At 29.9% G+C, this 22,286-nt stretch carries 23 protein-coding genes, 1 other RNA gene and 1 pseudogene; 14 read left to right on the top strand and 11 right to left on the bottom strand.

The genetic code is table 11. The annotated features are described in order from the left end of the window. Both G5V56_RS19115 and G5V56_RS17560 read left to right on the top strand, forming a co-directional pair. Nucleotides 1-541, top strand: a pseudogene (locus G5V56_RS19115) (relaxase/mobilization nuclease domain-containing protein); the annotation flags it as partial. A 16-nt stretch (nucleotides 542-557) separates the two neighbouring features. Next, complete coding sequence (locus G5V56_RS17560) at nucleotides 558-863, top strand: DUF6730 family protein (protein WP_166967591.1); 306 nt, start codon at nucleotides 558-560, stop codon at nucleotides 861-863. A 184-nt stretch (nucleotides 864-1,047) separates the two neighbouring features. On the opposite strand, the gene G5V56_RS17565 is transcribed toward G5V56_RS17560, so the two are convergent. Next, the gene (locus G5V56_RS17565; RefSeq protein WP_166967593.1) at nucleotides 1,048-2,298 is read right to left on the bottom strand and encodes a site-specific integrase; all 1,251 of its coding nucleotides are present in this window, start codon (nucleotides 2,296-2,298) and stop codon (nucleotides 1,048-1,050) included. Between the two features lie 259 nt (nucleotides 2,299-2,557). After that, nucleotides 2,558-2,952: a transfer-messenger RNA gene (gene ssrA, locus G5V56_RS17570) on the bottom strand. A gap of 280 nt (nucleotides 2,953-3,232) precedes the next feature. Here ssrA and G5V56_RS17575 point away from each other — a divergent pair. The 3 genes from G5V56_RS17575 to G5V56_RS17585 all read left to right on the top strand — a co-directional run bounded on the left by G5V56_RS17575 (nucleotide 3,233) and on the right by G5V56_RS17585 (nucleotide 6,164). Then, on the top strand, nucleotides 3,233-4,438 hold the full coding sequence (locus G5V56_RS17575; protein WP_166968017.1) for an NAD(P)-dependent oxidoreductase: 1,206 nt from the start codon (nucleotides 3,233-3,235) through the stop codon (nucleotides 4,436-4,438). Nucleotides 4,439-4,476: 38 nt separating this feature from the next. Next, nucleotides 4,477-5,262, top strand: a complete 786-nt coding sequence (locus G5V56_RS17580) for an SDR family NAD(P)-dependent oxidoreductase (protein WP_166967595.1) — start codon at nucleotides 4,477-4,479, stop codon at nucleotides 5,260-5,262. 155 nt (nucleotides 5,263-5,417) lie between these two features. Further along, nucleotides 5,418-6,164 (top strand): slipin family protein, encoded by a 747-nt coding sequence (locus G5V56_RS17585; RefSeq protein WP_166967597.1) that lies wholly within the window; start codon nucleotides 5,418-5,420, stop codon nucleotides 6,162-6,164. 73 nt (nucleotides 6,165-6,237) lie between these two features. On the opposite strand, the gene G5V56_RS19230 is transcribed toward G5V56_RS17585, so the two are convergent. From G5V56_RS19230 to G5V56_RS17610, 5 genes are all read right to left on the bottom strand, one after another. Then, a complete protein-coding gene (locus tag G5V56_RS19230; RefSeq protein WP_394366213.1) occupies nucleotides 6,238-6,495 on the bottom strand; it encodes a ribosomal maturation YjgA family protein in 258 nt (85 codons plus the stop codon). A gap of 125 nt (nucleotides 6,496-6,620) precedes the next feature. Continuing rightward, complete coding sequence (locus G5V56_RS17595; protein WP_166967601.1) at nucleotides 6,621-6,926, bottom strand: hypothetical protein; 306 nt, start codon at nucleotides 6,924-6,926, stop codon at nucleotides 6,621-6,623. A 196-nt stretch (nucleotides 6,927-7,122) separates the two neighbouring features. Then, nucleotides 7,123-8,499: a cell envelope integrity protein CreD gene (gene creD / locus G5V56_RS17600; protein WP_166967603.1), complete on the bottom strand. Its 1,377-nt coding sequence runs from the start codon at nucleotides 8,497-8,499 to the stop codon at nucleotides 7,123-7,125. 52 nt (nucleotides 8,500-8,551) lie between these two features. Continuing rightward, on the bottom strand, nucleotides 8,552-8,845 hold the full coding sequence (locus G5V56_RS17605) for a winged helix-turn-helix domain-containing protein (RefSeq protein ID WP_166967605.1): 294 nt from the start codon (nucleotides 8,843-8,845) through the stop codon (nucleotides 8,552-8,554). 45 nt (nucleotides 8,846-8,890) lie between these two features. Next, on the bottom strand, nucleotides 8,891-9,496 hold the full coding sequence (locus G5V56_RS17610) for a hypothetical protein (RefSeq protein WP_166967607.1): 606 nt from the start codon (nucleotides 9,494-9,496) through the stop codon (nucleotides 8,891-8,893). A 96-nt stretch (nucleotides 9,497-9,592) separates the two neighbouring features. Between G5V56_RS17610 and G5V56_RS17615 the strand changes: the two genes are divergently transcribed. Beyond that, nucleotides 9,593-9,940: a DUF1801 domain-containing protein gene (locus G5V56_RS17615; RefSeq protein WP_166967609.1), complete on the top strand. Its 348-nt coding sequence runs from the start codon at nucleotides 9,593-9,595 to the stop codon at nucleotides 9,938-9,940. A gap of 3 nt (nucleotides 9,941-9,943) precedes the next feature. Here the strand turns inward: G5V56_RS17615 and G5V56_RS17620 are convergent, their stop codons facing one another. The 3 genes from G5V56_RS17620 to G5V56_RS17630 are packed head-to-tail and all read right to left on the bottom strand — an operon-like array spanning nucleotide 9,944 to nucleotide 12,021. Further along, nucleotides 9,944-10,804, bottom strand: a complete 861-nt coding sequence (locus tag G5V56_RS17620; protein WP_166967611.1) for a hypothetical protein — start codon at nucleotides 10,802-10,804, stop codon at nucleotides 9,944-9,946. 15 nt (nucleotides 10,805-10,819) lie between these two features. Further along, a complete protein-coding gene (kdsA, locus tag G5V56_RS17625) occupies nucleotides 10,820-11,638 on the bottom strand; it encodes a 3-deoxy-8-phosphooctulonate synthase (RefSeq protein ID WP_166967613.1) in 819 nt (272 codons plus the stop codon). 32 nt (nucleotides 11,639-11,670) lie between these two features. Continuing rightward, nucleotides 11,671-12,021, bottom strand: coding sequence for a hypothetical protein (locus tag G5V56_RS17630; protein ID WP_166967615.1), 351 nt, complete (start codon nucleotides 12,019-12,021; stop codon nucleotides 11,671-11,673). A 195-nt stretch (nucleotides 12,022-12,216) separates the two neighbouring features. On the opposite strand from G5V56_RS17630, the gene typA reads away from it, so the two are divergent. The 8 genes from typA (at nucleotide 12,217) to G5V56_RS17670 (ending at nucleotide 21,253) form a co-directional block, all read left to right on the top strand. Further along, complete coding sequence (gene typA / locus G5V56_RS17635; RefSeq protein WP_166967617.1) at nucleotides 12,217-14,016, top strand: translational GTPase TypA; 1,800 nt, start codon at nucleotides 12,217-12,219, stop codon at nucleotides 14,014-14,016. Nucleotides 14,017-14,408: 392 nt separating this feature from the next. Then, nucleotides 14,409-15,713 (top strand): O-antigen translocase, encoded by a 1,305-nt coding sequence (locus G5V56_RS17640; protein ID WP_166967619.1) that lies wholly within the window; start codon nucleotides 14,409-14,411, stop codon nucleotides 15,711-15,713. Between the two features lie 12 nt (nucleotides 15,714-15,725). Continuing rightward, entirely contained in the window at nucleotides 15,726-16,703 is a 978-nt protein-coding gene (locus G5V56_RS17645; protein WP_166967621.1) for a GNAT family N-acetyltransferase, read from the top strand. After that, the gene (locus G5V56_RS17650; protein ID WP_166967623.1) at nucleotides 16,700-17,815 is read left to right on the top strand and encodes a DegT/DnrJ/EryC1/StrS family aminotransferase; all 1,116 of its coding nucleotides are present in this window, start codon (nucleotides 16,700-16,702) and stop codon (nucleotides 17,813-17,815) included. Before G5V56_RS17645 ends, G5V56_RS17650 begins: the two co-directional genes overlap by 4 nt. Beyond that, complete coding sequence (locus G5V56_RS17655; protein ID WP_166967625.1) at nucleotides 17,803-18,372, top strand: acyltransferase; 570 nt, start codon at nucleotides 17,803-17,805, stop codon at nucleotides 18,370-18,372. Before G5V56_RS17650 ends, G5V56_RS17655 begins: the two co-directional genes overlap by 13 nt. After that, nucleotides 18,373-19,371, top strand: a complete 999-nt coding sequence (locus G5V56_RS17660) for a hypothetical protein (protein WP_166967627.1) — start codon at nucleotides 18,373-18,375, stop codon at nucleotides 19,369-19,371. Continuing rightward, entirely contained in the window at nucleotides 19,372-20,817 is a 1,446-nt protein-coding gene (locus G5V56_RS17665) for an oligosaccharide flippase family protein (protein WP_166967629.1), read from the top strand. A gap of 16 nt (nucleotides 20,818-20,833) precedes the next feature. Then, nucleotides 20,834-21,253: a sugar 3,4-ketoisomerase gene (locus G5V56_RS17670; RefSeq protein ID WP_166968019.1), complete on the top strand. Its 420-nt coding sequence runs from the start codon at nucleotides 20,834-20,836 to the stop codon at nucleotides 21,251-21,253. On the opposite strand, the gene G5V56_RS17675 is transcribed toward G5V56_RS17670, so the two are convergent. Then, nucleotides 21,250-22,179, bottom strand: coding sequence for a glycosyltransferase family 2 protein (locus tag G5V56_RS17675; protein ID WP_166967631.1), 930 nt, complete (start codon nucleotides 22,177-22,179; stop codon nucleotides 21,250-21,252). The two genes, G5V56_RS17670 and G5V56_RS17675, sit on opposite strands and share 4 nt — an antisense overlap. Nucleotides 22,180-22,286 lie beyond the last annotated feature (107 nt).

Below are 22,286 nucleotides of genomic sequence, written 5' to 3' on the forward strand. Positions count from 1 at the left end.
ACATATCCATTTATATGTCAATCGCATTGATTTTAAAGGCGTGGCCTATAATGATAGCTTTATAGGTAAACGAAGTCAGCAGGCAGCAGAAAAAGTAGCGGAACATATGGGATTGACTACGGTCAAGCAAATCCAATTTGAAAAGGAATTAAATCTAATAGAAATACGAATGGAGATTAAGCGTAGGCATGATCTGACCATGAAACAGTTCCAGCCGAAATCCTTTGATGCGTATGTAAAAGCGATGGAAGTCAATGGGGTCAAGGTCATTCCAACAATCAACAAACAAAACAAATTACAGGGCTTTCGGTTTGAGTTCGATGGCCATAATCTTAAAGGGAGTGAAGTACATCGCAATATGTCAATGGGTAATATAGGAAAAGAGATGTCTGGGATTCAAGGAAAAAGTATTTTAAAAGACAACAATGTAAGTATCAAACTAGCTGGTAAAGTGGTAGATCTCACGCCAAACGTAGCTTTAAAGATCACCAAGTTCATTATTAAAAGAGCCATTGATAAAGGGATGGACTTAGGATATTAACTTAAACATAACAATCATGACAAAACTGGAAGAACTAACAGCCTTAATGGTTAATGAAATCAATGATTTTAAAAATGGTGTTGAGAAACTAGAGAACATTAATGACCAATTAAAAGACACCAAAATTAAGATGGATGTATCGGAATACAAATCCATTATTGAAGCACATCAAAAACAAATGGCCATACACAAAAACATGATAGAAGGTTTTGAAAGACGCTTTAATGATAAAATAAATCAAGCTAAAATTTATCCTACTTGGGCGGTTGTGGTGTTTATATTATCCTTATTACTATCTTTTGGATTAGTCTTGTTTGTTTAGGTTGGTATTGCAATCAAATGTTAATTTAGGTCAATTTAATTTAATTGTTTTAACCTAAAGTTATAAAAAGAGAGTCGACATAATTGTCAGTATTTAGGGTCATTATAGAAAATTGGTATTTAAAATGAGGGACTAAGTCCTTCAATCAGAATTTGATTTACCTCTAATGTGTTACTATAATAGCTTAATGTTTTTTTGATTTAGTTTTGTTAATACTAGTTTGAGCTTCCAATTTTTCTTTTAAAATTTTCATATCATCACTTACTTTTCTATCAACAATTTTAGCATAATGCTGAGTTGTTCTTAAGGATTTGTGACCTAACATTTTACTTACTGATTCTATTGGTACTCCATTAGTTAGTGTTATTGTTGTAGCAAATGTATGTCTAGCTAAATGTGTAGTTAAAGGTTTTGAGATTCCACATAGTGTAGCAATTTCCTTTAAAAAAGCATTAGATTTTTGGTTGCTAAACACAGGAATTAAACAATCAGAATTCATAGCGTCTGGATGGTATGCGTATTTATTTAAAATTTCTTGAGCCACAGGTAGAAGAGGTATGCTACTACGAGTATTAGTTTTTGTTCGTTTAATATTTATCCATAAACCTCCGTCTATTCCTGTTGTAATATCATTTTTAGAAAGTTTTTTAACATCAGAATAAGCAAGTCCCGTGTAACAAGAAAAAATGAACATATCTCTTACAATTTTTAGCCGATCAAAATAAAGCTCTTTTGTATAAAGCAAGGATACCTCTTCAGAAGTCAAAAATTCACGCTCTACGGCTTCGAATTTAACTTTGTAATTATAAAAAGGATCTTTATCCATCCATTGATTAGCTAAAGCAATCCGAATAATTTTTTTAAAATTATTAATATACTTTAATGCTGAGTTGTGATTGCACATTCTAACGGTTTTCAAAAAGAATTCAAATTTGGTGACAAAACGATAGTCAATGTCTCTGAGTTTATAATCTTCTAAACTATATTCCTCTTCAATAAATTGTTTTACATGATCATAACATGTCCAATATCGCTTTGCTGTGCTTACAGAAATGTCTTTACCAGCCAATAAGTCTGTCCTTTCGTTATGTTCTTTAAAAATTTCAAGTATGAATCTTACTTTCTTTCCACCTCCTTTTAAAAGGGTTAACATTGAAGTTGAGGAGATACGTGCATCCTCGTCAATGAGCCTTTGGTGTATTTTATATAGTTTATGTTTAAGATTGTCGATGTGATTATTAATTTCTACAGAATCTCGATTTGTACCCATCACACGCTGAGTTTTTGGATTCCAAAATTTAGATTCTAACCTTCTGCTAATACTATATTCTACACGTTTATTGTTTACAGTTAACCGTAAGTAAATAGGGGCTAATCCTCTGTTGTTAATCTTTGAGTTTATTAGGTGAAAATGTATTGAAAAGTCTGTTTTCATAATATTATAAATTTTAGGTCTCGCTAAAGCTCTAAAAAGGTATGAAAATAATAATTAAAAACCTAACATCATAATTTCATAAACTATTGAAAATCAGTAAAATATTGCACTTAGCGAGACCTATTTACAAAATTCAAAAGGGGTCACCGAATTGGTCTCGATTGAAGGGGTTTTAATTGATATTAATTGAAATCAAATAAAATGAAAAACCCTGTAAATCATATATTTACAGGATTTTTGATGAGTTTTGATACTCAAATAGTGGAGTCGGAGAGAATCGAACTCTCGTCCAAACAAGTAACCAAAGGGCTTTCTACACGTTTATTCTTTTCTTAGGTTTTCGATTATAAGCTGGTTAAAGACAACCTACTTATAACTTAGCTTCTTTAGTTTCAAAAGTAAATCAAAGCACTTTACTTTCTATATCGACATTTACGATGCCTCAAAATAGAACGCCGTCAATCAAGGCTTTCTGGAGACATAAAGCTTGCACACCTTGTGTGCCTAGGCTAATCTTACTAAAATTCAGATTAAGCAGCTAAAGCGTAGTTATTCTCGCCGTTTAAAGTTTGACCTAGCCTTTTACGTGTCTCAAAGTCATTACACGACGTGCTTACCGTTCAATTAATCTCGCTGTCAAAACCAGTCGACCCCATTTATACCTGCGAAGGCAGGAATCTTATTAATTGAAAAATAATTTAAATAATAGCGTTACCCACTTTAGCTTTTAATGGCAAAAGTGCGTCAGGCTTTCTGCTATATCTTTTTTGCTTTTAATGCCAAAAAAGGATACCGCTTCAATCCTTAACGCGGGATGCAAAGGTATCAAAAAGTTTGTATAACCATTCAAATCCTCTTACATTAGTGCAAAATTTATACCAAAAACTACAATGTCAGTTTTTAAAATTGATAATTAAAATATAACTATATGAGTATCAAATTTGCCATCATAAAAGAACGTAAAAGCCCGCCAGATCGTCGTGTCGTGTTTTCTCCATCAGAATTAGAGGAAGCAAAACAACAATTTCCAGAAGCTATTTTTAAAGTAGAAGCGTCAGACGTTAGAGTTTTTCAAGACAAAGCCTATAAAAAAGCTGGTTTTGATGTTGTAACAGATGTCTCAGATTGCGATGTGCTTATAGGTGTAAAGGAAGTACCAATAGAAAATTTGATACCCAATAAAAAATATTTTTTCTTCTCACATACTATCAAAAAACAGCACTATAATAGAAAATTACTTAAGGCCGTCTTAGAAAAGAACATTGAATTATATGACCATGAAACCATCGTAAATGAAAAAGGATTTCGTTTAATAGGTTTTGGACGTTACGCAGGAATTGTAGGAACTTATAACGGTTTCAGAGCTTGGGGTTTAAAGTTTAATTCTTGGAATTTACCAAAGGCCGAAACCTTACACGATCAAAAAAAACTGATAGATGTTTTAAATACCCTAGAGGTGCCAAATATTAAAATCCTTTTAACAGGAAGTGGTAAAGTAGCTAATGGTGCACAAGAAATGTTAGATGCCATGTCTATTAAAAATGTATCTGTAAAAGCTTATTTAAGTGAAACTTTTAATGAACCTGTTTATTGTAAAATTGATGTGTTAGATTATAACAAACGCAAAGATGGACAAGTGAAAGATATGTTTGATTTCTTTGATAATCCAAAAGAGTATGACTCTAATTTTATGCGTTTTGCTAAAGTAACCGATTTTTATATTGCAGGCCATTTTTATGGCGACGGCGCACCCTATTTATATACCAGAGCCGATGTAAAATCACCAGATTTTAATATTAAAGTCGTAGCCGATATAAGTTGTGATGTCGATGGTCCCGTAGCAACAACATTGCGTGCTTCAACCATTGCAGAGCCTATTTATGGTTACGACCCACAAACAGAAACTGAAACAGATTATAAAAAAGAGAATGCTGTTGCTGTCATGGCGGTAGATAATTTGCCATGCGAACTACCAAAAGATGCCAGCGAAGGCTTTGGAGATATGTTTTTGCAACATGTTATTCCCGCTTTTTTTAATAATGATAAAGATGGTATTTTGGCAAGGGCCAAAATAACTGATAAGGGTAAACTCACTGAACGGTTTGCTTATTTACAGGATTTTGTTGAAGGAAATGATTAGCTTGCACCCATCTATTTTCTTAAATTTAAACTTATTTAATGACTAAAACTGCTTTAATAACAGGAGCTGCCTCAGGCTTAGGTTATGAATTATCATTACTATTAGCCAATGATAATTATAATTTAATATTAATAGATGTTGATGCTGAAAAACTAAAAGAGGTTAAGGCAGAAATAATAGAAACATACAAATGTAAGGTTGATGTTCTTGTAAAAGATTTAAGTAAACCTAATGTGGCGGTTGAAATAGTAGAAGCTATTAATGATGTGCCTATTGATATTTTGGTTAACAATGCAGGGTTCGGTTTGTTTGGATCGTTCAATAATACAGAATGGGAACGCGAGTTAGATATGATACATGTGCATGTTATTACAAGTACCCATTTAACTAAACTGTTATTAGATGGTATGATAAATAGAAGGTCTGGTAAAATTCTTAACATCTCATCTTTAGCTGCGTTTCAACCAGGTCCTTTAATGTCTATATATTATGCTTCAAAATCCTATTTGTTATCATTTTCTGAAGCCATAGCTAATGAGCTTAAAGGAACCGGTGTTACCGTTACTGTATTATGTCCTGGGCCAACAAAAACATCGTTTCAAGAGGTTGTTTCAGAAAGTGCTTCAGATAATAAGATAGATTTTAATATGGCATGTCCTTCTGAAGTTGCGCTCTATGGTTATAATGCTATGCAAAAAGGCAAAATAGTAGCCATTCCAGGGTTGATTAATAAATTCCTTGCATCGTTACATCGATTTGTTTCAAGAAGTATGGCGACTAAAATTATCAGGAATATTCAGGAAAAAAACAGGAAAATCGACTAGATTTTGTAAAGCTTCACTATAATCATTTATTAAAAATTAAAGAATCAGTTTAGATAGCATAATTTCTTGAGTTATCTGACATATGTCATTTAATAATCGTTTGAAAATGATTAACTTATGAGCTAATAATATTATTAACTTATAAGATAACTATCATGAATTTGTTTTTAGTTTTTGCGGCCATTATTGTGTTGTTTCTGTTATCAGGGATACGCATAATTTTTGAATACAAACGAGCTTTAAAATTTAGGTTTGGTAAATATATTAAAATCATGCAACCAGGATTTAGATGGATTATTCCATTTGTTGAGACTATTCAAATAGTAGATATCAGAGTTATTACCATAAATATAGTTTCTCAAGAAGTCATGACTGAAGATAATGTACCATGTAGTATTGATGGTGTGGTATTTTTTAAAGTAATTGATCCAGAAATGGCAGTATTGGAAGTTGAAGAATACCAATTTGCCATTACCCAATTATCACAAGCTGCTCTGCGCGATGTTTGTGGTAAGGTTGAATTGGACACAATTTTATCTAAACGAGAAGAAATGGGAAAAAACATTAAGAACATTGTAGAAGTAGAAACTAAGCAATGGGGTATTGATATAATTGATGTTAAGATTAAAGATATTCAATTGCCAGAAAATATGAAACGTATGATGGCAAATCAAGCAGAGGCAGAGCGTTCAAGACGAGCCCGCATTATTTTAGCTTTAGCCGAAGAGCAAGCAGCTGGTAAACTATTAGAAGCAGGTAAGCTTATAGATCAATCGCCATCTGCCATTAAGTTAAGGTTATATCAAACCTTATCTAATATTGCCTCAGAAAAAAATTCAACCATACTATTTCCATTCCCTGAAGAAGTCTTACCTAGAGGTAACAAAAAAGATGACAAATAATGTGGTTTTAATGAGTTTTATAAGTTGATATTTTGGCTATTGAAACAGCTATTAATGAAAAGATGTTTTTACGTTAGTTCTCATTTTTTAGTTTAAGTTCAAAAATTATAACGGTCAAAATCCCAAGAGTATAAGCAACTACATCCGAAATTTGAAATGTACTTCCAAGTATCAATTTTACGAGGTGGTTGTTTTGTAGATTAAACATTTCTAGAATATTTACTAATTGTAAAAACTCAATTAAAAAAGCAAATGCTAAAACCAACATGGCAATTTTAAAATGATTGTTGGGTATAAAACTTTTAAAGAAGCAGTAAATAAGTATAACCACTAAAAAAATCTCCAAAGGTATGCCGAATAAAACCTTGCTTTAAATATATAGCTATTAATGCTTCGGTTATAAAAAGTACAATGGTAATAATTACATATGTTTTATTAAACCGTAATTTCATTGATTTAAAATTTTGGAGAGAATATTATTGAAATAATCATATAGAGGTATAAGATTGCTATTGGGATATTCAAAAGCATGATCCCGCAAGTCTTAATAAGTTCAACTCTATTTTTGTTATCTATTATTATACCTATTAGATTAATAAAAAAAAGTAAACTATTTATTATAAAAGCTGTTATTACAAAATATAAACCAACGGTTTTAATAGTGTTAGGATTACCAAAATATAGATAGATGGACAATAATGCCGTTCCTATTAAAAAGCTTAGTAAAGCGATTGTTTTTTCAAAAAATATTAAATCTTTCATGTATAGTTATTTTGCGTTAGCGATTGAACGGTTCGACTGCACTCACCGCAGGCTAATTGTTTGAGCTCCCCGACGCAGTAGGGAGCGAGTAGTGAAATATATATTCCCAATTTCATTAATTTTAAATAAAAGCTTTGAGTAAAGCGCAACCCCCAATTTTCTCGGGGGAAACGCCCACACCAACCAATTAATAGCATTAACCGTTATTCCAATCTATTTTTCTTGAGACAAACATTACTAGTGCTAATATTAAGAAGAGCCCAATACTGCCGACTAAAAGTGCGTAATTTTCTAATTGAATAATTACATAAATAAACGTGTAAAGAGCTGAAAGCGATAACCCAATAAATGCAGGGAACTTAGATGTTTTCAATATGGATTTTGAATATAGTGTAATGAGAATAACAACCGAAATACCGGCAATTACGTAGGCTTTTAAAAAGTTACTATGTTCTGAAATAGAAACTAATAATGTGTAAAACATAGTGAGTGCCAACCCGATCATTAAATATTGAAAAGGGTGAATATCTATTTTACTTAATGTTTGGATTAAGAAGAATATTAAGAAGGTTAGTGCAATAACCAAGAATCCGTATTTAGCAGAGCGCTCACTTTTTTGATATTCGTCTACCATAACCATAAATTTTGTACCAAAAGCAAATTCTTTCAGATTGGGTATTTTATTTAGGTGCTGTTGTGAAAAAGCGCGATTAATGTGTAGTACTTTCCAATCGGCTTTAAAGCCTTCTTTTGATATTGTTTTGGTTTCATCATTGGGTAAATAGTTGCCAATAAAACTTGGATCTGCCCAATTAGAAGTCATACTCATTGTTGTTGTTTTTCCTATAGGAATAATTTCTAATTGTTGACTTCCATTAAATGTGATTGATATACTAAAATTGGCATTTTCATTATTTGAAATATCATTTGCATTTATAAAGCTTGATTCTAATACATCTAAATTTCGATTTCTGTTGTTTGAGTCTTCATTATAATTAGTTTGAAAGGCGTAGTTATTATTGTTTAGTTTTATAAGCATATCGCTTTTTATGCCTTTTAAGTTTGATGTCTCAATGATAACGGTGGCTTTATCCCACTGAATATCTTCTGGTTTTATATCTTTTGAAGTTAAATCTGTTGGAATATAATAACCAGAAAAATTCATATCTGTTGTAAAAACAGCTGATTCAAAATTACCTCGTTTTAGTTTTTTGGAGTTTACCTTAACCTTTGAAGTCAATGATTCTGGAAAAATGTAAGCGTAATTAATTTGGGTTTGAGTTTCTTTTAAATACGTTTTGGTTATTTCGTTATAAATTTTGGTTTCGGTATATGTTTGATAAGGAATTTTTAAAATAGGTCCGTATACCAATACATTATTTCCCCATTTTCCATTTATTTCTTGAACAACATCTTGTTGTCGCACTGAGCGTTCGGTAATAAGGCTGTTTATATATGAAAGCGGAATTAATAAAATAATGATTAAAAATCCTACCATGAGCATTCTAGCTGTTATTGATGTTTTTAGCCAGTTAGCGATTTTGTTTTGATGTTGATGCTTTTTGTTTTCCATAATAATAAATTTAAAGTACTTTGAAATACAAAGTAAATTGATAAAAAAATAGTTATTGTTTATTGATTAATTTTTCTAGAGCTTCAATATGCTTTTTAAACTCCATTTCTCCCAGTTTAGTAGTAGAGTAGCGGGTGTTTGGCTTTCTGCCAATAAACTGTTTTTCAACTTTTATATATTCGGCTTTTTCAAGGGCTTTGGTGTGGCTGGCTAAATTGCCGTCTGTGGTACCTAATAATTCTTTCAACATATTAAAATCGGCAAATTCATTCACCATTAAAATAGACATAATGCCTAATCTAATGCGATGATCAAAAACTTTATTTATGTTGTTTATGATGCTCATTTTTTTATTCCTACGAAGTTAGGAATCTAAGTTTTAATTGATGGTTTATTTATCATATTTAAAGTGCATCCAAGTTCCATAAACTATATGCATTACTCCGAAACCTAAAACCCAAAGCCAAAATCCGTACCCTGGAAATAAAGTAGCAATTAACCCTAAAATAATTTCAATATAGCCTAAATACCTAATGTCTCCAATACTATACTTTGAGGCGTTTACTAAAGCTAGCCCATAAAAAATAAGCATTAAACCGCCAGTTTGTCCATACTTACCATTACTTAAAATAATTAAAATATATAGGCCTCCTGCAACCAAAGGAATAAGAAAGTTTATTACCAATCGTTTTGATGTAGCATCCCACATTTTTGTATTATTTTTTTTAGCTTTTCTAGTGGTTAAAATAATACCGGTAATAATGCTTAAAAATGCAACAAGACATAAATCTAACATTACTAATCTAAAAATTTTGCCATCAAGAATTAAGGTGCCATAACTGTAATTTGTAACTAACCAATAAGCAATAGCAGCTCCGATTAATGCATAAGTGCCTGCTAAAATTCCAGATAAACCACTTAATGAAATAAAGCGAGATGATTTATTCATTAAATCTTTAATCTCGCTGAGATCTTTTAAATAATCTTTTGATTCCATATAAAAGTACTTTGAATTACAAAGTAAATAAATTAATTTTAATTAACATAATAAAATTTCATTAAGTTTGAAAAAATAATAAATCTGTTTTAATCCTTGAAGCCTGCAGAACACTATATTATCAATCAACCAGAACCTTATAGAGCTATATTAATACATTTGCAAGTAATCGTTGAGAACGTAATTCCTGAAGTAGAATTAAAGTATAAATACAAAATCCCATTTTATTATATCTATGGAAAACCGTTTTGCTATTTTAATGCAAGCCATAAACGACATTATGTAGATGTTGGCTTTGTGAAAGGTCAACAAATACAAATTCATAAAGATCATTTGATAACAGAAAACAGAAAAAAAATGGTGTCTTTAAGATATATTTCTTTAGAATCTATTGACGACTCCGTTTTAATAGATGTTTTAAATAGTGCTAAAAATCTTTATTGATTTTTATACTTTAAATATTCCTCCTATAGATATGATACGTTCAAAATACCTGAAATGTTGTGAAGCGCTTTCAGCTGTATTACTAGTTGTTCTAATATCTGGCATATTAATATAGCCTCCTTTTAAATCGGTTTCAATAAAGAAATTCTTGAAGAACGTAAAATTTAGGCCAACGTTTATTGAGGCACCATAGCCAGCTAAATGAAACTCATCATATCTGTCTTTTTGTAACAAGGTCGTATTTGTTTTAGGATATAAAATTCCAAAACCAATACCTTCTGTAAGGTTAATTTGAAACTTGTCTGTATTTTTAATTTCAAAAAGCGAAGAGATATCATCAACTCTGGCGAATTCTGCATACACGTAATTTAACCCGTTAGTATGTTCAAATTTTAAAAAATCTTCAGAAACATAGAACTCTTCATTATCATAGGTGCCATTGTAAATCGAACCAGGTTCTGTAGATGGTAGGTTTATGTATCCATCTAAAGTTCTGTATCTATTTCTTTGCATAACGTATTTCATGTGGTCTACACCAAGAGAAATAGCATAATGATCATTAATGTAATAACCAATTTTTACATTGGTTTGAGGAATTGTTATTCTAGTTGGATTTATATAGTCTATATGCCAACCTTTGGGTTTGTCTTTTGCAAAAGCATCTTGTATGGTGAAATCGTAATCTTCACCTTTAAAGTGAATGTCAGATTTTGAAAATGATTCTCTGTTTCCTCCCCAACTTATAAAAAACTTCCCTTTTTTTGTTGCGGTATACTTTGTAGGTTCAGAATCTTGAGCAAATATATTGATGCTAAATAACAGTAATGTAAAGCCCAATAGGACTTTGTAGTTAAAATAATTCATGGTTTTATAAATAAATTATAGGGTATTTATTGTTTTTCTTATGGAGATAAGATTTGTTAAAAGTTGTTCTAAATAATCTAAATGTAGCATGTTGGCGCCATCACTTTTAGCGTTAGCAGGATCAAAATGAGTTTCTATAAATAAACCATCTACATTATTAACAACGCCGGCACGTGCAATAGTTTCAATCATATCTGGTCTTCCACCCGTTACACCACTTGTTTGGTTAGGCTGTTGTAGTGAATGAGTAACATCAAGAACGGTTGGTGCAAAAGCTCTCATGGTTGGAATACCACGAAAATCAACAATCATGTCTTGGTATCCAAACATGGTACCTCTATCGGTTATCCAGGCTTTTTCATTGCCAGCATCCTTAACTTTTTGAACGGCATGTTTCATGCTTTCAGGACTCATAAACTGTCCTTTTTTAAGATTGACTACTTTGCCTGTTTTTGCAGCAGCGACTACCAAATCTGTTTGACGTACCAAAAACGCGGGTATTTGCAATACATCAACATATTGAGATGCCAATTCGGCATCAGATATTTCATGAATATCAGTTACCGTTGGAATGTCAAAAGTTCTAGAGACTTTTTCAAGAATTTTTAAAGCTTTTTCATCTCCAATTCCAGTAAAACTATCAATTCTACTTCGATTAGCTTTTTTAAAACTACCTTTAAAAACATATGGAATCTCAAGTTTATCGGTTATTTTTACTACTTTTTCAGCAATGCGCATAGCCATGTCTTCGCCTTCAATAGCGCACGGACCACATAGCAAGAAAAAATTATTTGAATTACTGTATTTTAACTTAGGGACATTATCAAGTCTCATATCTTTACATTTAAAAATGCAAAGTTACGTATTTAAAAGCTTCTACGTATACTATTTCTTAATATCCAAGAAGCCATAATAAAATAAGTAAATACAAAAAAACCGCTAAATATTAAAAGGCTTTTGAACGATTGCGATATGGTAATCATACTAAATGTATCAGATAAGTAGATGAGTATTAAGTACGAACTTAAACATAAAAAAGTAATACCTAGAGAGAAGTTTAAGGTTTTGTTTGGTTTAATAATTTGCCAAAAAAAAGGAATACTTAATAATAACACCGGATATGCTTTAATACCATTTATGTCTGTAAACAATAACGTAGTTACAGCGATAAAATATAAATAAGGAATAAATTTTGAATAATTAATTAAAGTTTTCATTTTGTGAGAGAGTTGAGAGTGTTAAAAAATACAATTTACATTTGTTTACAGTGACTAAAAATAAAATTATTTTAACTGCTAATCAAGTGTTTAACTAAAATAGTTAGTTCAATTCATATAAAAATTAAAAATAACATTTAATTAACTAGATTCCAAAATATCACGTACATTTGCACGCTTAAAATAAGGCATATTATGGCTAATATAAAAAACATTGCAATCATCGCACACGTAGATCACGGAAAAACAACCTTAGTTGATAAAATTATGTATCACTGTCATTTGTTTCGTGACAATGAAAATACTGGTGATTTAATTCTTGATAACAATGATTTAGAACGTGAAAGAGGTATTACAATTACATCTAAAAACGTCTCTGTGATTTATAAAGACACAAAAATTAATATTATTGATACCCCTGGTCACGCCGATTTTGGTGGTGAAGTAGAGCGTGTTCTTAATATGGCTGATGGTGTTTTATTATTAGTTGATGCCTTTGAAGGGCCTATGCCACAAACGCGTTTTGTATTACAAAAAGCTATTGATTTAGGTTTAAAACCATGTGTTGTTATCAATAAAGTTGATAAAGAAAACTGTACACCAGAAGAGGTACATGAATCTGTTTTTGATTTAATGTTTGAATTGGGAGCCGAAGAATGGCAACTAGACTTTCCAACCGTTTATGGTTCTGCCAAAAATAACTGGATGAGTGATGATTGGAAAAGTGAAACCAAAACTATTGAACCTTTATTGGATATGGTTATTGAGCACATTCCATCTCCTAAAATAGAAGAAGGAACTACTCAAATGCTAATTACATCGCTAGATTATTCTTCCTTTACAGGACGAATAGCTATTGGTCGTTTGCAACGTGGTGAACTAAAAACAGGAATGAATATTTCTTTAGTGAAAAGAGATGGTAAAATAGTAAAATCAAAAATTAAGGAACTTCATATTTTTGAAGGCTTGGGGCGCAAAAAAGTAGAGAGTGTTCAAGCTGGTGATATTTGTGCTTTAGTTGGATTGGAAGGATTTGATATTGGAGATACTGTTGCAGATTTTGAAAATCCAGAAGGATTGAAAACTATTGCTATTGATGAGCCAACAATGAGTATGCTATTCACTATTAATGATTCACCTTTCTTTGGTAAAGATGGTAAATATGTAACTTCAAGACATATAAAAGATAGATTAAATAAAGAATTAGAAAAGAATTTGGCGCTTCGACTTGAAGCAACAGATAGTGCTGATAAATTTATGGTTTTTGGTCGTGGTGTATTGCATTTATCTGTACTTATAGAAACTATGCGGCGTGAAGGATATGAGCTTCAAATAGGGCAGCCACAAGTTATTATCAGAGAAATCAATGGCGTTAAATGTGAGCCAGTAGAAGAAATGACGATCGATTTGCCAGAAACAGTATCAGGTAAAGCCATAGAAATGGTTTCGTTGCGTAAAGGTGAAATGCTAAGTATGGAAGCCAAAGGCGAACGCATGATTTGTAAATTCATGATTCCATCAAGAGGTATTATAGGATTACGTAATCAATTGTTAACAGCTACTGCAGGTGAAGCTATTATGGCACACCGTTTTAAAGAATATCAACCGTTAAAAGGAGGTATTCCAGAACGTCAAAATGGTAGTTTGGTGTCTATGGAAAAAGGTCAAGCTATTCCGTATTCAATTGATAAACTACAAGATAGAGGACGCTTTTTTGTGGATCCAGGTGAAGATATTTACGAAGGTCAGGTTATCGGGGAGAATTCTCGTGGTGACGATATGACGGTTAATGTAACGAAAACAAAAAAATTAAGTAACGTACGATCTTCTGGAGCTGACGATAAAGCTAAAATTGTACCGGCTATTAAATTTTCGTTAGAAGAGGCTCTTGAATATATTCAAAAAGACGAGTATGTTGAGGTAACTCCTAAATTTTTACGTTTACGTAAAATCCATCTCACCGAAGTAGAAAGAAAAAGAAACAAGATAGCATAATATGGAATTTATAGGAATTTCAGTGGTAGAGTGGGTTGGTTATGCGGCTATGGCAACCGTATTATTATCATTTTTAATGAAATCTGTTATAAAATTGCGACTAGTAAACTCCTTTGGGTGTTTACTATTTGTTATTTATGGTTTTATTTTAACTCCAATATCTAAGCCTATTGTAATAACCAATTTAGCTATACTTTTTATTAACTTATATTACTTAGTCTTCAAAAAGAATTAGAATACTTTTCTATTATATCCGTATTCAAAATTCTTAAGTTGCAATAAATGATTTTGTATATTTGGTTCGATTGAAAAAAACAAAATATTTAAGGTTGCCGTGCAATTTTTATATAACCTAACTGTTTATTTCATGATAAAATGCAAAATCATATTAATTGAGAAAATTAATAGACTACATAAATAAGAATGTTTTAGTTAGGGTTGCCTCTTTACAAACAGCATCAGTATTAACTAGAATAATTGCTGGGGTATTAACTTCAAAAGCTATTGCTATTTTTATTGGAGTTGAAGGATTGGCTTTAATAGGGAATTTACGAAACTTTGTAAGTTCTGTTCAAACAGTTTCTATTTTAGGCTTTTATAACGGTACAGTGCGTTATGTGGCCGAGTTTAAGGATAATGCCATAAAACTTAGCAGGGTTCTCTCTACTGTTTTTTATTTTGGCTTTATTGCTACAATTTTGGTTTCCTTCACTTGTTATTTAAATGCTGAATCTATAAATAATCTAATTTTTCCTAGCTACAATAACTACGCATATGTTATTAAGATTTTTGCTTTAGTACTTCCTTTTTATGCGTTGAACATGTTTTCATTTTCAATAATGAATGGGTATTCAAATTATAAAATGTTAATAATCATCAATATTATTGGACAAATTTTAGGGGTTTCAATAACCTTACTTTTAATTTATCAAAATAAGATTGATGGAGCTTTAATTTCTATTGCCATAGCAGAGTCTCTTATATGTTTGATTACCTTAGTAGGGATAATTAACCGGCGTAGTTTAGTTCCTCTTATTAAGGTAAAATCAGTAAGCTTTTCTTTTTTTAAGAAGATGAGTTCATATTCTTTAATGGCGCTATTTTCTGCAGTAATATTGCCTCTGATTGTCTTGGCTATTCGTTCGCATATAATTGATACCATAGGTTATAAAGATGCTGGTTTTTGGGAGGCTATGCTCAGAATTTCAAAGTATTATTTAATGCTGGTTAGTTCGTTGATGGCATTTTATATTTTACCACGTTTTTCAGAAATTGAGGATGTTAAAGAGTTTAGAAAAGAGGTCTTTAGTTTTTATAAAACGGTAATGCCAATGTTTGCTCTTGGTTTAATTTTAATTTATTTTTTAAAATCTTACATTGTAACTGCTATTTTTTCAGATGAATTTGGGCCTGTTGGAGAGTTGTTTATGTGGCAATTATTAGGCGATTTTTTAAAAGTATTATCCATTGTTATCGCCTATCAGTTTTTAGCTAAAAAAATGTTTTGGCATTATTTAATTACTGAAGCTTTTTTGGTAATTATACTCTATTTAACAAGTATCTATTTTATTGATTTATATGGTGTTAAAGGAGCTGTTATTGGACATTTTGTAAGTTATTTAATGTATTATGCCTTAATTTTAACCATATTTGGCACCTCTCTTTTTAAGGTAGATACGTTTAAGAAAGCAAACTAAAATATACTTTTAATGCAAAGTTACGAAGTCATCAAATATTCACCACAATTTTATGATGAGTGGAATGAATTCGTTATGACTTCAAAAAACGCAACATTTTTATTTCATAGAGATTTTATGGAGTATCATAAAGATAGGTTTGAAGATTATTCTTTAATTGTATATAAGGATAAAAAGGTGATGGCGTTATTTCCAGCAAATAAATCGAGTAATGATATTATTTCTCACCAAGGTCTTACTTATGGAGGTTTGTTAATTCAAAGTGATATAAAATTTGAGTCAGTTTTAAAATGCTTTTATACTCTTTTAAAGTTTTTACATACAAATGCCTTTAAAGTTATGTCAATTAAGTTGTTACCTAGTATATATAATCAATTGCCAAGTGATGAAATGCTTTATTGTATGTTTTTGTTGAACGCTAAATTAATTAAAAGAGACACACTTTCTGTAGTAAACCAAAAAACTTCATTAAAGTTTTCAAAAGATAGAATTAAAGGATACAAAAGAGCTTTAAAACACAGGTTATCTATAAAAGAAGAAGATAATTTTGATAGTTTTTGGAATGAAATTTTAATTCCGAATCTAAAAGAGAAATACAACGTTTCTCCTGTTCATTCAATTGAAGAGATAAAGTTGTTAAAACAAAAGTTTCCTGATTACATAAAGCAATATAATATTTATCATGAAAATAAAATTGTTGCTGGTACAACAATTTTTATAACAAAAAGTGTAGCCCATGCCCAATATATTTCAGGAGATTTAAATACAAATAAATTAGGGAGTTTAGATATGTTGTTTCATCATCTAATTAAAAATGTGTTTATTGACAAGGAATATTTTGATTTTGGGGCTTCTAATGAAAATGAAGGAAAACAAATAAATAAAGGATTACAATTTTGGAAAGAGGGTTTTGGCGCAAGAACTATAACTCAAAATTTTTATAATGTTGAAATAAAAAACTATAATTTGCTAGAAAATGTTTTGATATGATAAAATTTTTAGATTTAAAAGCTGTGAATAAGCGTTATGAAAATGATCTAAAAAAGGCCTTTAACAATTTTTTAAATAGCGGACAATATATATTAGGACAGCAAGTTTTAGAATTTGAGAGATCATTTGCAAAATACTGCGGTACAAATTATTGTATTGGTGTTAGTAATGGTTTAGATGGTCTTACCTTAATTTTTAAAGCTTATATGGCTTTAGGAAAACTAAAAGAAGGAGATTCCGTTATAGTTGCGGCTAATACTTATATTGCTTCAATATTAGCAATAATAAACGCAGGTTTAAAACCTGTTTTAGTTGAGCCAAGTCCAAATACTTTTAATATTGACTCCAAAGAAATCAGAAAGTATATTTCTGATAAAACTAAAGCAATTTTAGTAGTGCATTTATACGGACAGTTATGTGAAATGAAAAGCATCACAGAATTATCAAAGCAACACGATTTATTAATTGTAGAGGATGCTGCACAGGCACACGGAGCGTTTGATTCTCAATTAAATAAAAAAGCTGGGAATTTAAGTCACGCAGCAGCCTTTAGTTTTTATCCTACTAAAAATCTTGGCGCATTAGGTGATGCGGGTGCGATTACAACAAATAATAAAGTTTTAGCAGAAACTATTAGTAAATTACGTAATTATGGTAGAATTAGCAAATACAAGAATGATATACAGGGTGTAAATAATAGATTAGATGAAATTCAATCTGTGTTTTTAAACATAAAATTACCATATCTAGATTTAGAAAATGCGAAACGAAGAATTATTGCGAAGCGTTATTTAGATAATATAAATAACAAAAAAATAGTATTGCCTTATTGGGATGGAACTGAAAATCATGTATTTCACGTATTTGTTATAAGAACAGAATATAGAAAAGAGTTACAAGATTATTTATTAAAAAATAAAATACAGACGCTTATATTTTATCCTATAGCGCCACATAAACAAGAGGCCTTAAAAGAATGGCATGATTTATCGTTTCCTATTACTGAAAATATACATGATCAAGTGCTAAGTATTCCTATTAATCCTTATATGAAGGATGATGAAGTTGAAAAAATTATTAAAGTTTTAAATAAATATGAATGTTTTTATTAAATAAAATAAAATATTACCTGTTTGTTAAAACAAGAATACTGAAGTATAAATTACTATCTGATAACCAATTTACAGGCTTTAAACCAAAACTTAATTCACCAGTTCTTTTTTCAGGAGAAGGCGAAATTATTTTAGGAGATAATATAAATTTTGGTTACGCACAATCTGCGCTTTATTATTCACATTACAGCTATATAGAAGCTAGAACCAAAACATCAAGAATTGAAATAGGAAATAATGTTGTTATAAACAATAATTTCAATATAGTTTCAATGAAACATATTGAAATTCAAGATAATTGTACAATTGGTATTAACTTCTCTGTGATTGATAGCGATTTTCATCATATAGATCCTATTAAGCGCAATGCTATAAATCCACCTTCAAAATCTGTAAAAATTGGTAAAAATGTATTTATAGGAAACAATGTTACAATTTTAAAAGGTGTAATAATTGGGGACAACGTAGTAATTGGTAATGGAAGTCTAGTGAGTAGTTCTATACCAATAAATACTGTTGTTGCAGGAAATCCTGCTAGAATAATCAAAACATTATAAATGGATATTCTCATAAAATCTTTTAATCGAGTATACTATTTAAATCGTTGTTTGTATAGCATCTCAGTACATTTAAAAAACTTTTCAGGGCATATTTATATTTTAGATGATGGTACGCCTAATATTTATTTACAGAAGATACAATCAAAATTCCCTAATGTAATTGTTTTAAAATCTGATAATTATGATAAAAAATCAAAACAGATTGAAGATGGCAATTATAAATTACCTGAAATTATCCCCTATAATTTTTGGTATGACAGTGCGCTAAATATATCAGATTACTTTTTTGTTTTAGAAGATGATATGTGGTTTACAGATAAGATAGATGTTTCTAGATTAAAAAATAATTGTCGAAAAGAAAATATCGCTTTACTTAAATTATTTTGGGTTTCTAACACAAAAGTTATAGGAGATGTTTCAATAAAAAATGTGGACAATATTATACTTTACAATCCAATTATACAATTTAGAAATCCATTGATTTTTGAATATATTTATACAAAGTACAATCCATTATGGAAAAAACTAATGTCTATTTTAGGATTGTATTCTTTCCAAAAAGAATTACAATACTATACTATTTATTCTGTTGCAGGAGCTATTTTTAAAAAGGATTATTATTTAAAGATATGGAGTAATGCAAATAATACTATTAATGAAAAGCAACAATTAATAAAAGCTATTAAATATAATAATAAAAATAAAGTGGCTTTTGGTAGAACAAAAAAAGAGGTAGTAAAAACAGGTTTTATATCTTCCGCTTTTCCAAAATATAAGCTTCCTGATTTTTCGATTCATGACTTTAATGTCACTTTAAATGAATATTGGTTGTTAAACGATGAATTGTTTTGTAGTAATTTAGACTTAGACATCGATGAAAATGAGATAAAGAGAATTTTAAAACTCAGCAATAAATCAGAAAGATATATTTCTCAATGGCAATATTGGGTACTTAACTTTAAAGAAGAGTTCCAGAAAATGGGATGTGATATATAAATGCAGCACAAGAGCTTTTATAAAATAATTTTTAAAAACACAGGATTATATGGAGTATCTCAACTCATAAAAATTTTGGTTCGTTTGTTTAGCAACAAAATAGCAGCGATTTTTTTAGGACCATTAGGCGTTGGGATTATTGGATTATTAGAAAATGTATTAGGGTTAATTCGAGGATTTACAAATTTTGGGATTTCCGATAGTAGTGTTAGAGAAATAGCACTGACAGATCAAGATATAAATGGTTTAAAATCTAAAAGATTAATTAAAATAGTTTATAAATGGGCTCTTGCAACAGGAGTTTTAGGAGCAATAGTTGCATTAGTGTTTGTTAAACAAATAAATGAAGTTGTTTTTGAGAGTAAGGCGCATTATTTATGGGTTATTTCTTTATCTTTTTATTTTGTGTTTACATCTATTGCCAGTATTAAAATTGCTGTTTTACAAGCAAAAAAACGAGCAGTTTCAATTGTTAAATACAATATTTCTGTTGCTATTTTATCTTCAATTATAGCTGCTTTAGGCTATTATTTTTATGGTATTAATGCTATTATTCCTGTAGTTATTCTAACTGCTATGGGTGCTTTTTTATTAAGCCTATATTTTACAAGAAATATTAAAGTAGCAATAAATACAATTACTATTAAGCAGGCATATATAGAGGGGTTGCCAATGGCAAAATTAGGTTTGTTGTTATCTGCTAGTGTAGTTTTTGGACAACTATGTTTTTATAGCATTCGGTGGTTTTTAATAAAATACTATTCCTATGAAATATTAGGCGTATATCAAGTAAGTAATACAATTTTGGTTGGTTATCTTGGGTTGATTTTTGCGGCCATGACCAATGATTTTTATCCAAGATTATGTGATTATGAAAACGACCAGAAAAGCTTTAATAATTTAGTGAACGATCAAACAGAACTAGCTTTATTATTGGTAGTTCCTGCAGTATTGGTTTTATACTTAATAGCGCCATTTTTGGTTACATTTTTATATACTAAAGAATTTTTAAGTGTGCTACATATTTTAAAAATAGGCTTGATAGCCATAATTTTTAAAGCTATTGTATGGCCTTTAGGTTTTATAACACTAATAAAAGGAAACAAATTACTTTTTTTGAAACAAAATCTTTTAGGTGACGGTATAAATGTTATCGCTTCGATACTTCTTTTCCACTACTTTGGGTTAATAGGTCTGGGTATGGCAATGGTTACAATGTTTATTGTGTCAGGAATTTATAATTATTATTTAGTAAATAAGTACTATAAGTTTAAATTTAGAAAAGAAACATTAAGAACTATAGTGTTTTCGTTATTTATTGGAAGTCTGGTAGTTATAATAGTATTAAGTACTACGTTCAAGAATTTTAATATATACATAATAATAGTTACATTGTTAAGTATTATATATTCGTTATTTCAATTAAAAAATAAACTCAGGTTTTAGAGAGTTTACTAAATATATTAGTAATTTGTTTATAGACAGTATAAAGGTTATAGATATACCTAAGATTCATGACGAGAGAGGTAATATATCTGTTTTAGAAAAAGATATATTACCGTTTCCCTTTAAAAGAGTATATTATTTATATGATATTCCTAGTGGAACTTATAGGGGGGGGCATGCCCATAAAGAGCAAAAAGAGTTTTTAATTGCCTTAAGCGGTAGTTTTAACGTGATAATGCAAGATGAAAATGGAGCAAAAAAAAACGTCACACTTAATAAGCCAAATCAAGGTTTATTAATTCCTAATATGATTTGGCGTGAACTAGAAAATTTTTCTTCAGGAGCAGTTTGTTTAGTATTAGCTTCAGATGTTTATAATGAGAAAGACTACATAAGGAGTTTTGAAAAATTTACTAGTATAAAAAAACAATACTAAACTATTGAGATTAGCCTTCTGAATAATTTGTTTTGACTAGCAGCATAATTAATATAATCTTTTATACTTTTTGATTTTAATTTTTTAAAGGTTTCTTTTCCAATTTCTTTTTGTTCAAAATAACCAGCTAAAAACAAGAACTCTTTATTGTAATCGTTATTAAATCTTTCATTAAGAACAGAATTATAATTATACTTTTTTTTAAAAAAATCAAATAAGTTTTTCATTTGATTTTTTAAAAAAACATGATTTTCAAAACTTTTTTTATGTGAATAAGAATCATCATGAATTCTATATATATGTAATGATTCGTCTATAGTAGTAAAATTTGTATTCATTACTAAATCTACCAGAATAGGGTAGTCTTCAATAGTGAGGTTCATATTTAAGTAGGTGTCAAAATCAACAAATTTATTTAGATGTTTTTTGCTAAAACATAAACCAATAGGGGTTAATTTTCCTAGTAGCAGCAGCTTTTTGTATACCTCTCTAGTTGCTTGAATAACCTTTTTATTTCTAAAAGGTTTTATAGTATTATTTTTTTCATATAGAAAATCAATACCACTATCAATAAAACCAAGGCTATCATCTCTTTTTAAAACATCTACCATTTTTTGAAGTGCTTTATCATGCTTTAGCAAATCATCACCTGCAATATCAAACACATAATTGCCTTCACATCTATCAAGTGTTGCTTTAAAGTTTCCTAAAATTCCGAGCTGATGTTCATTTTTTTTAACTTTGAAAAGATGTGGGAAACGTGATTGATAGGTATTAATAATATCTAATGTATTATCAGTAGAACAGTCATCACCAACCACAATTTCGTAATTAAAATCTACTTTTTGTTTTAGAATAGATAATAGTGTTTCCTCAATATGTTTTTCGTTATTATATGTAATTAGGTGAACCGATAAATCTATCATATTTAAGAAATAAAAACTGCTTTAAATTTACTTAATATTATTAAAATTTAATTGAAATAGAGGTAAAACAGAAAAATTAATCACTTATTTTTGATAAGTGTCATGTT

It is taken from the genome of Yeosuana marina (genome assembly GCF_011762485.1).
GTDB lineage: Bacteria > Bacteroidota > Bacteroidia > Flavobacteriales > Flavobacteriaceae > Yeosuana > Yeosuana marina.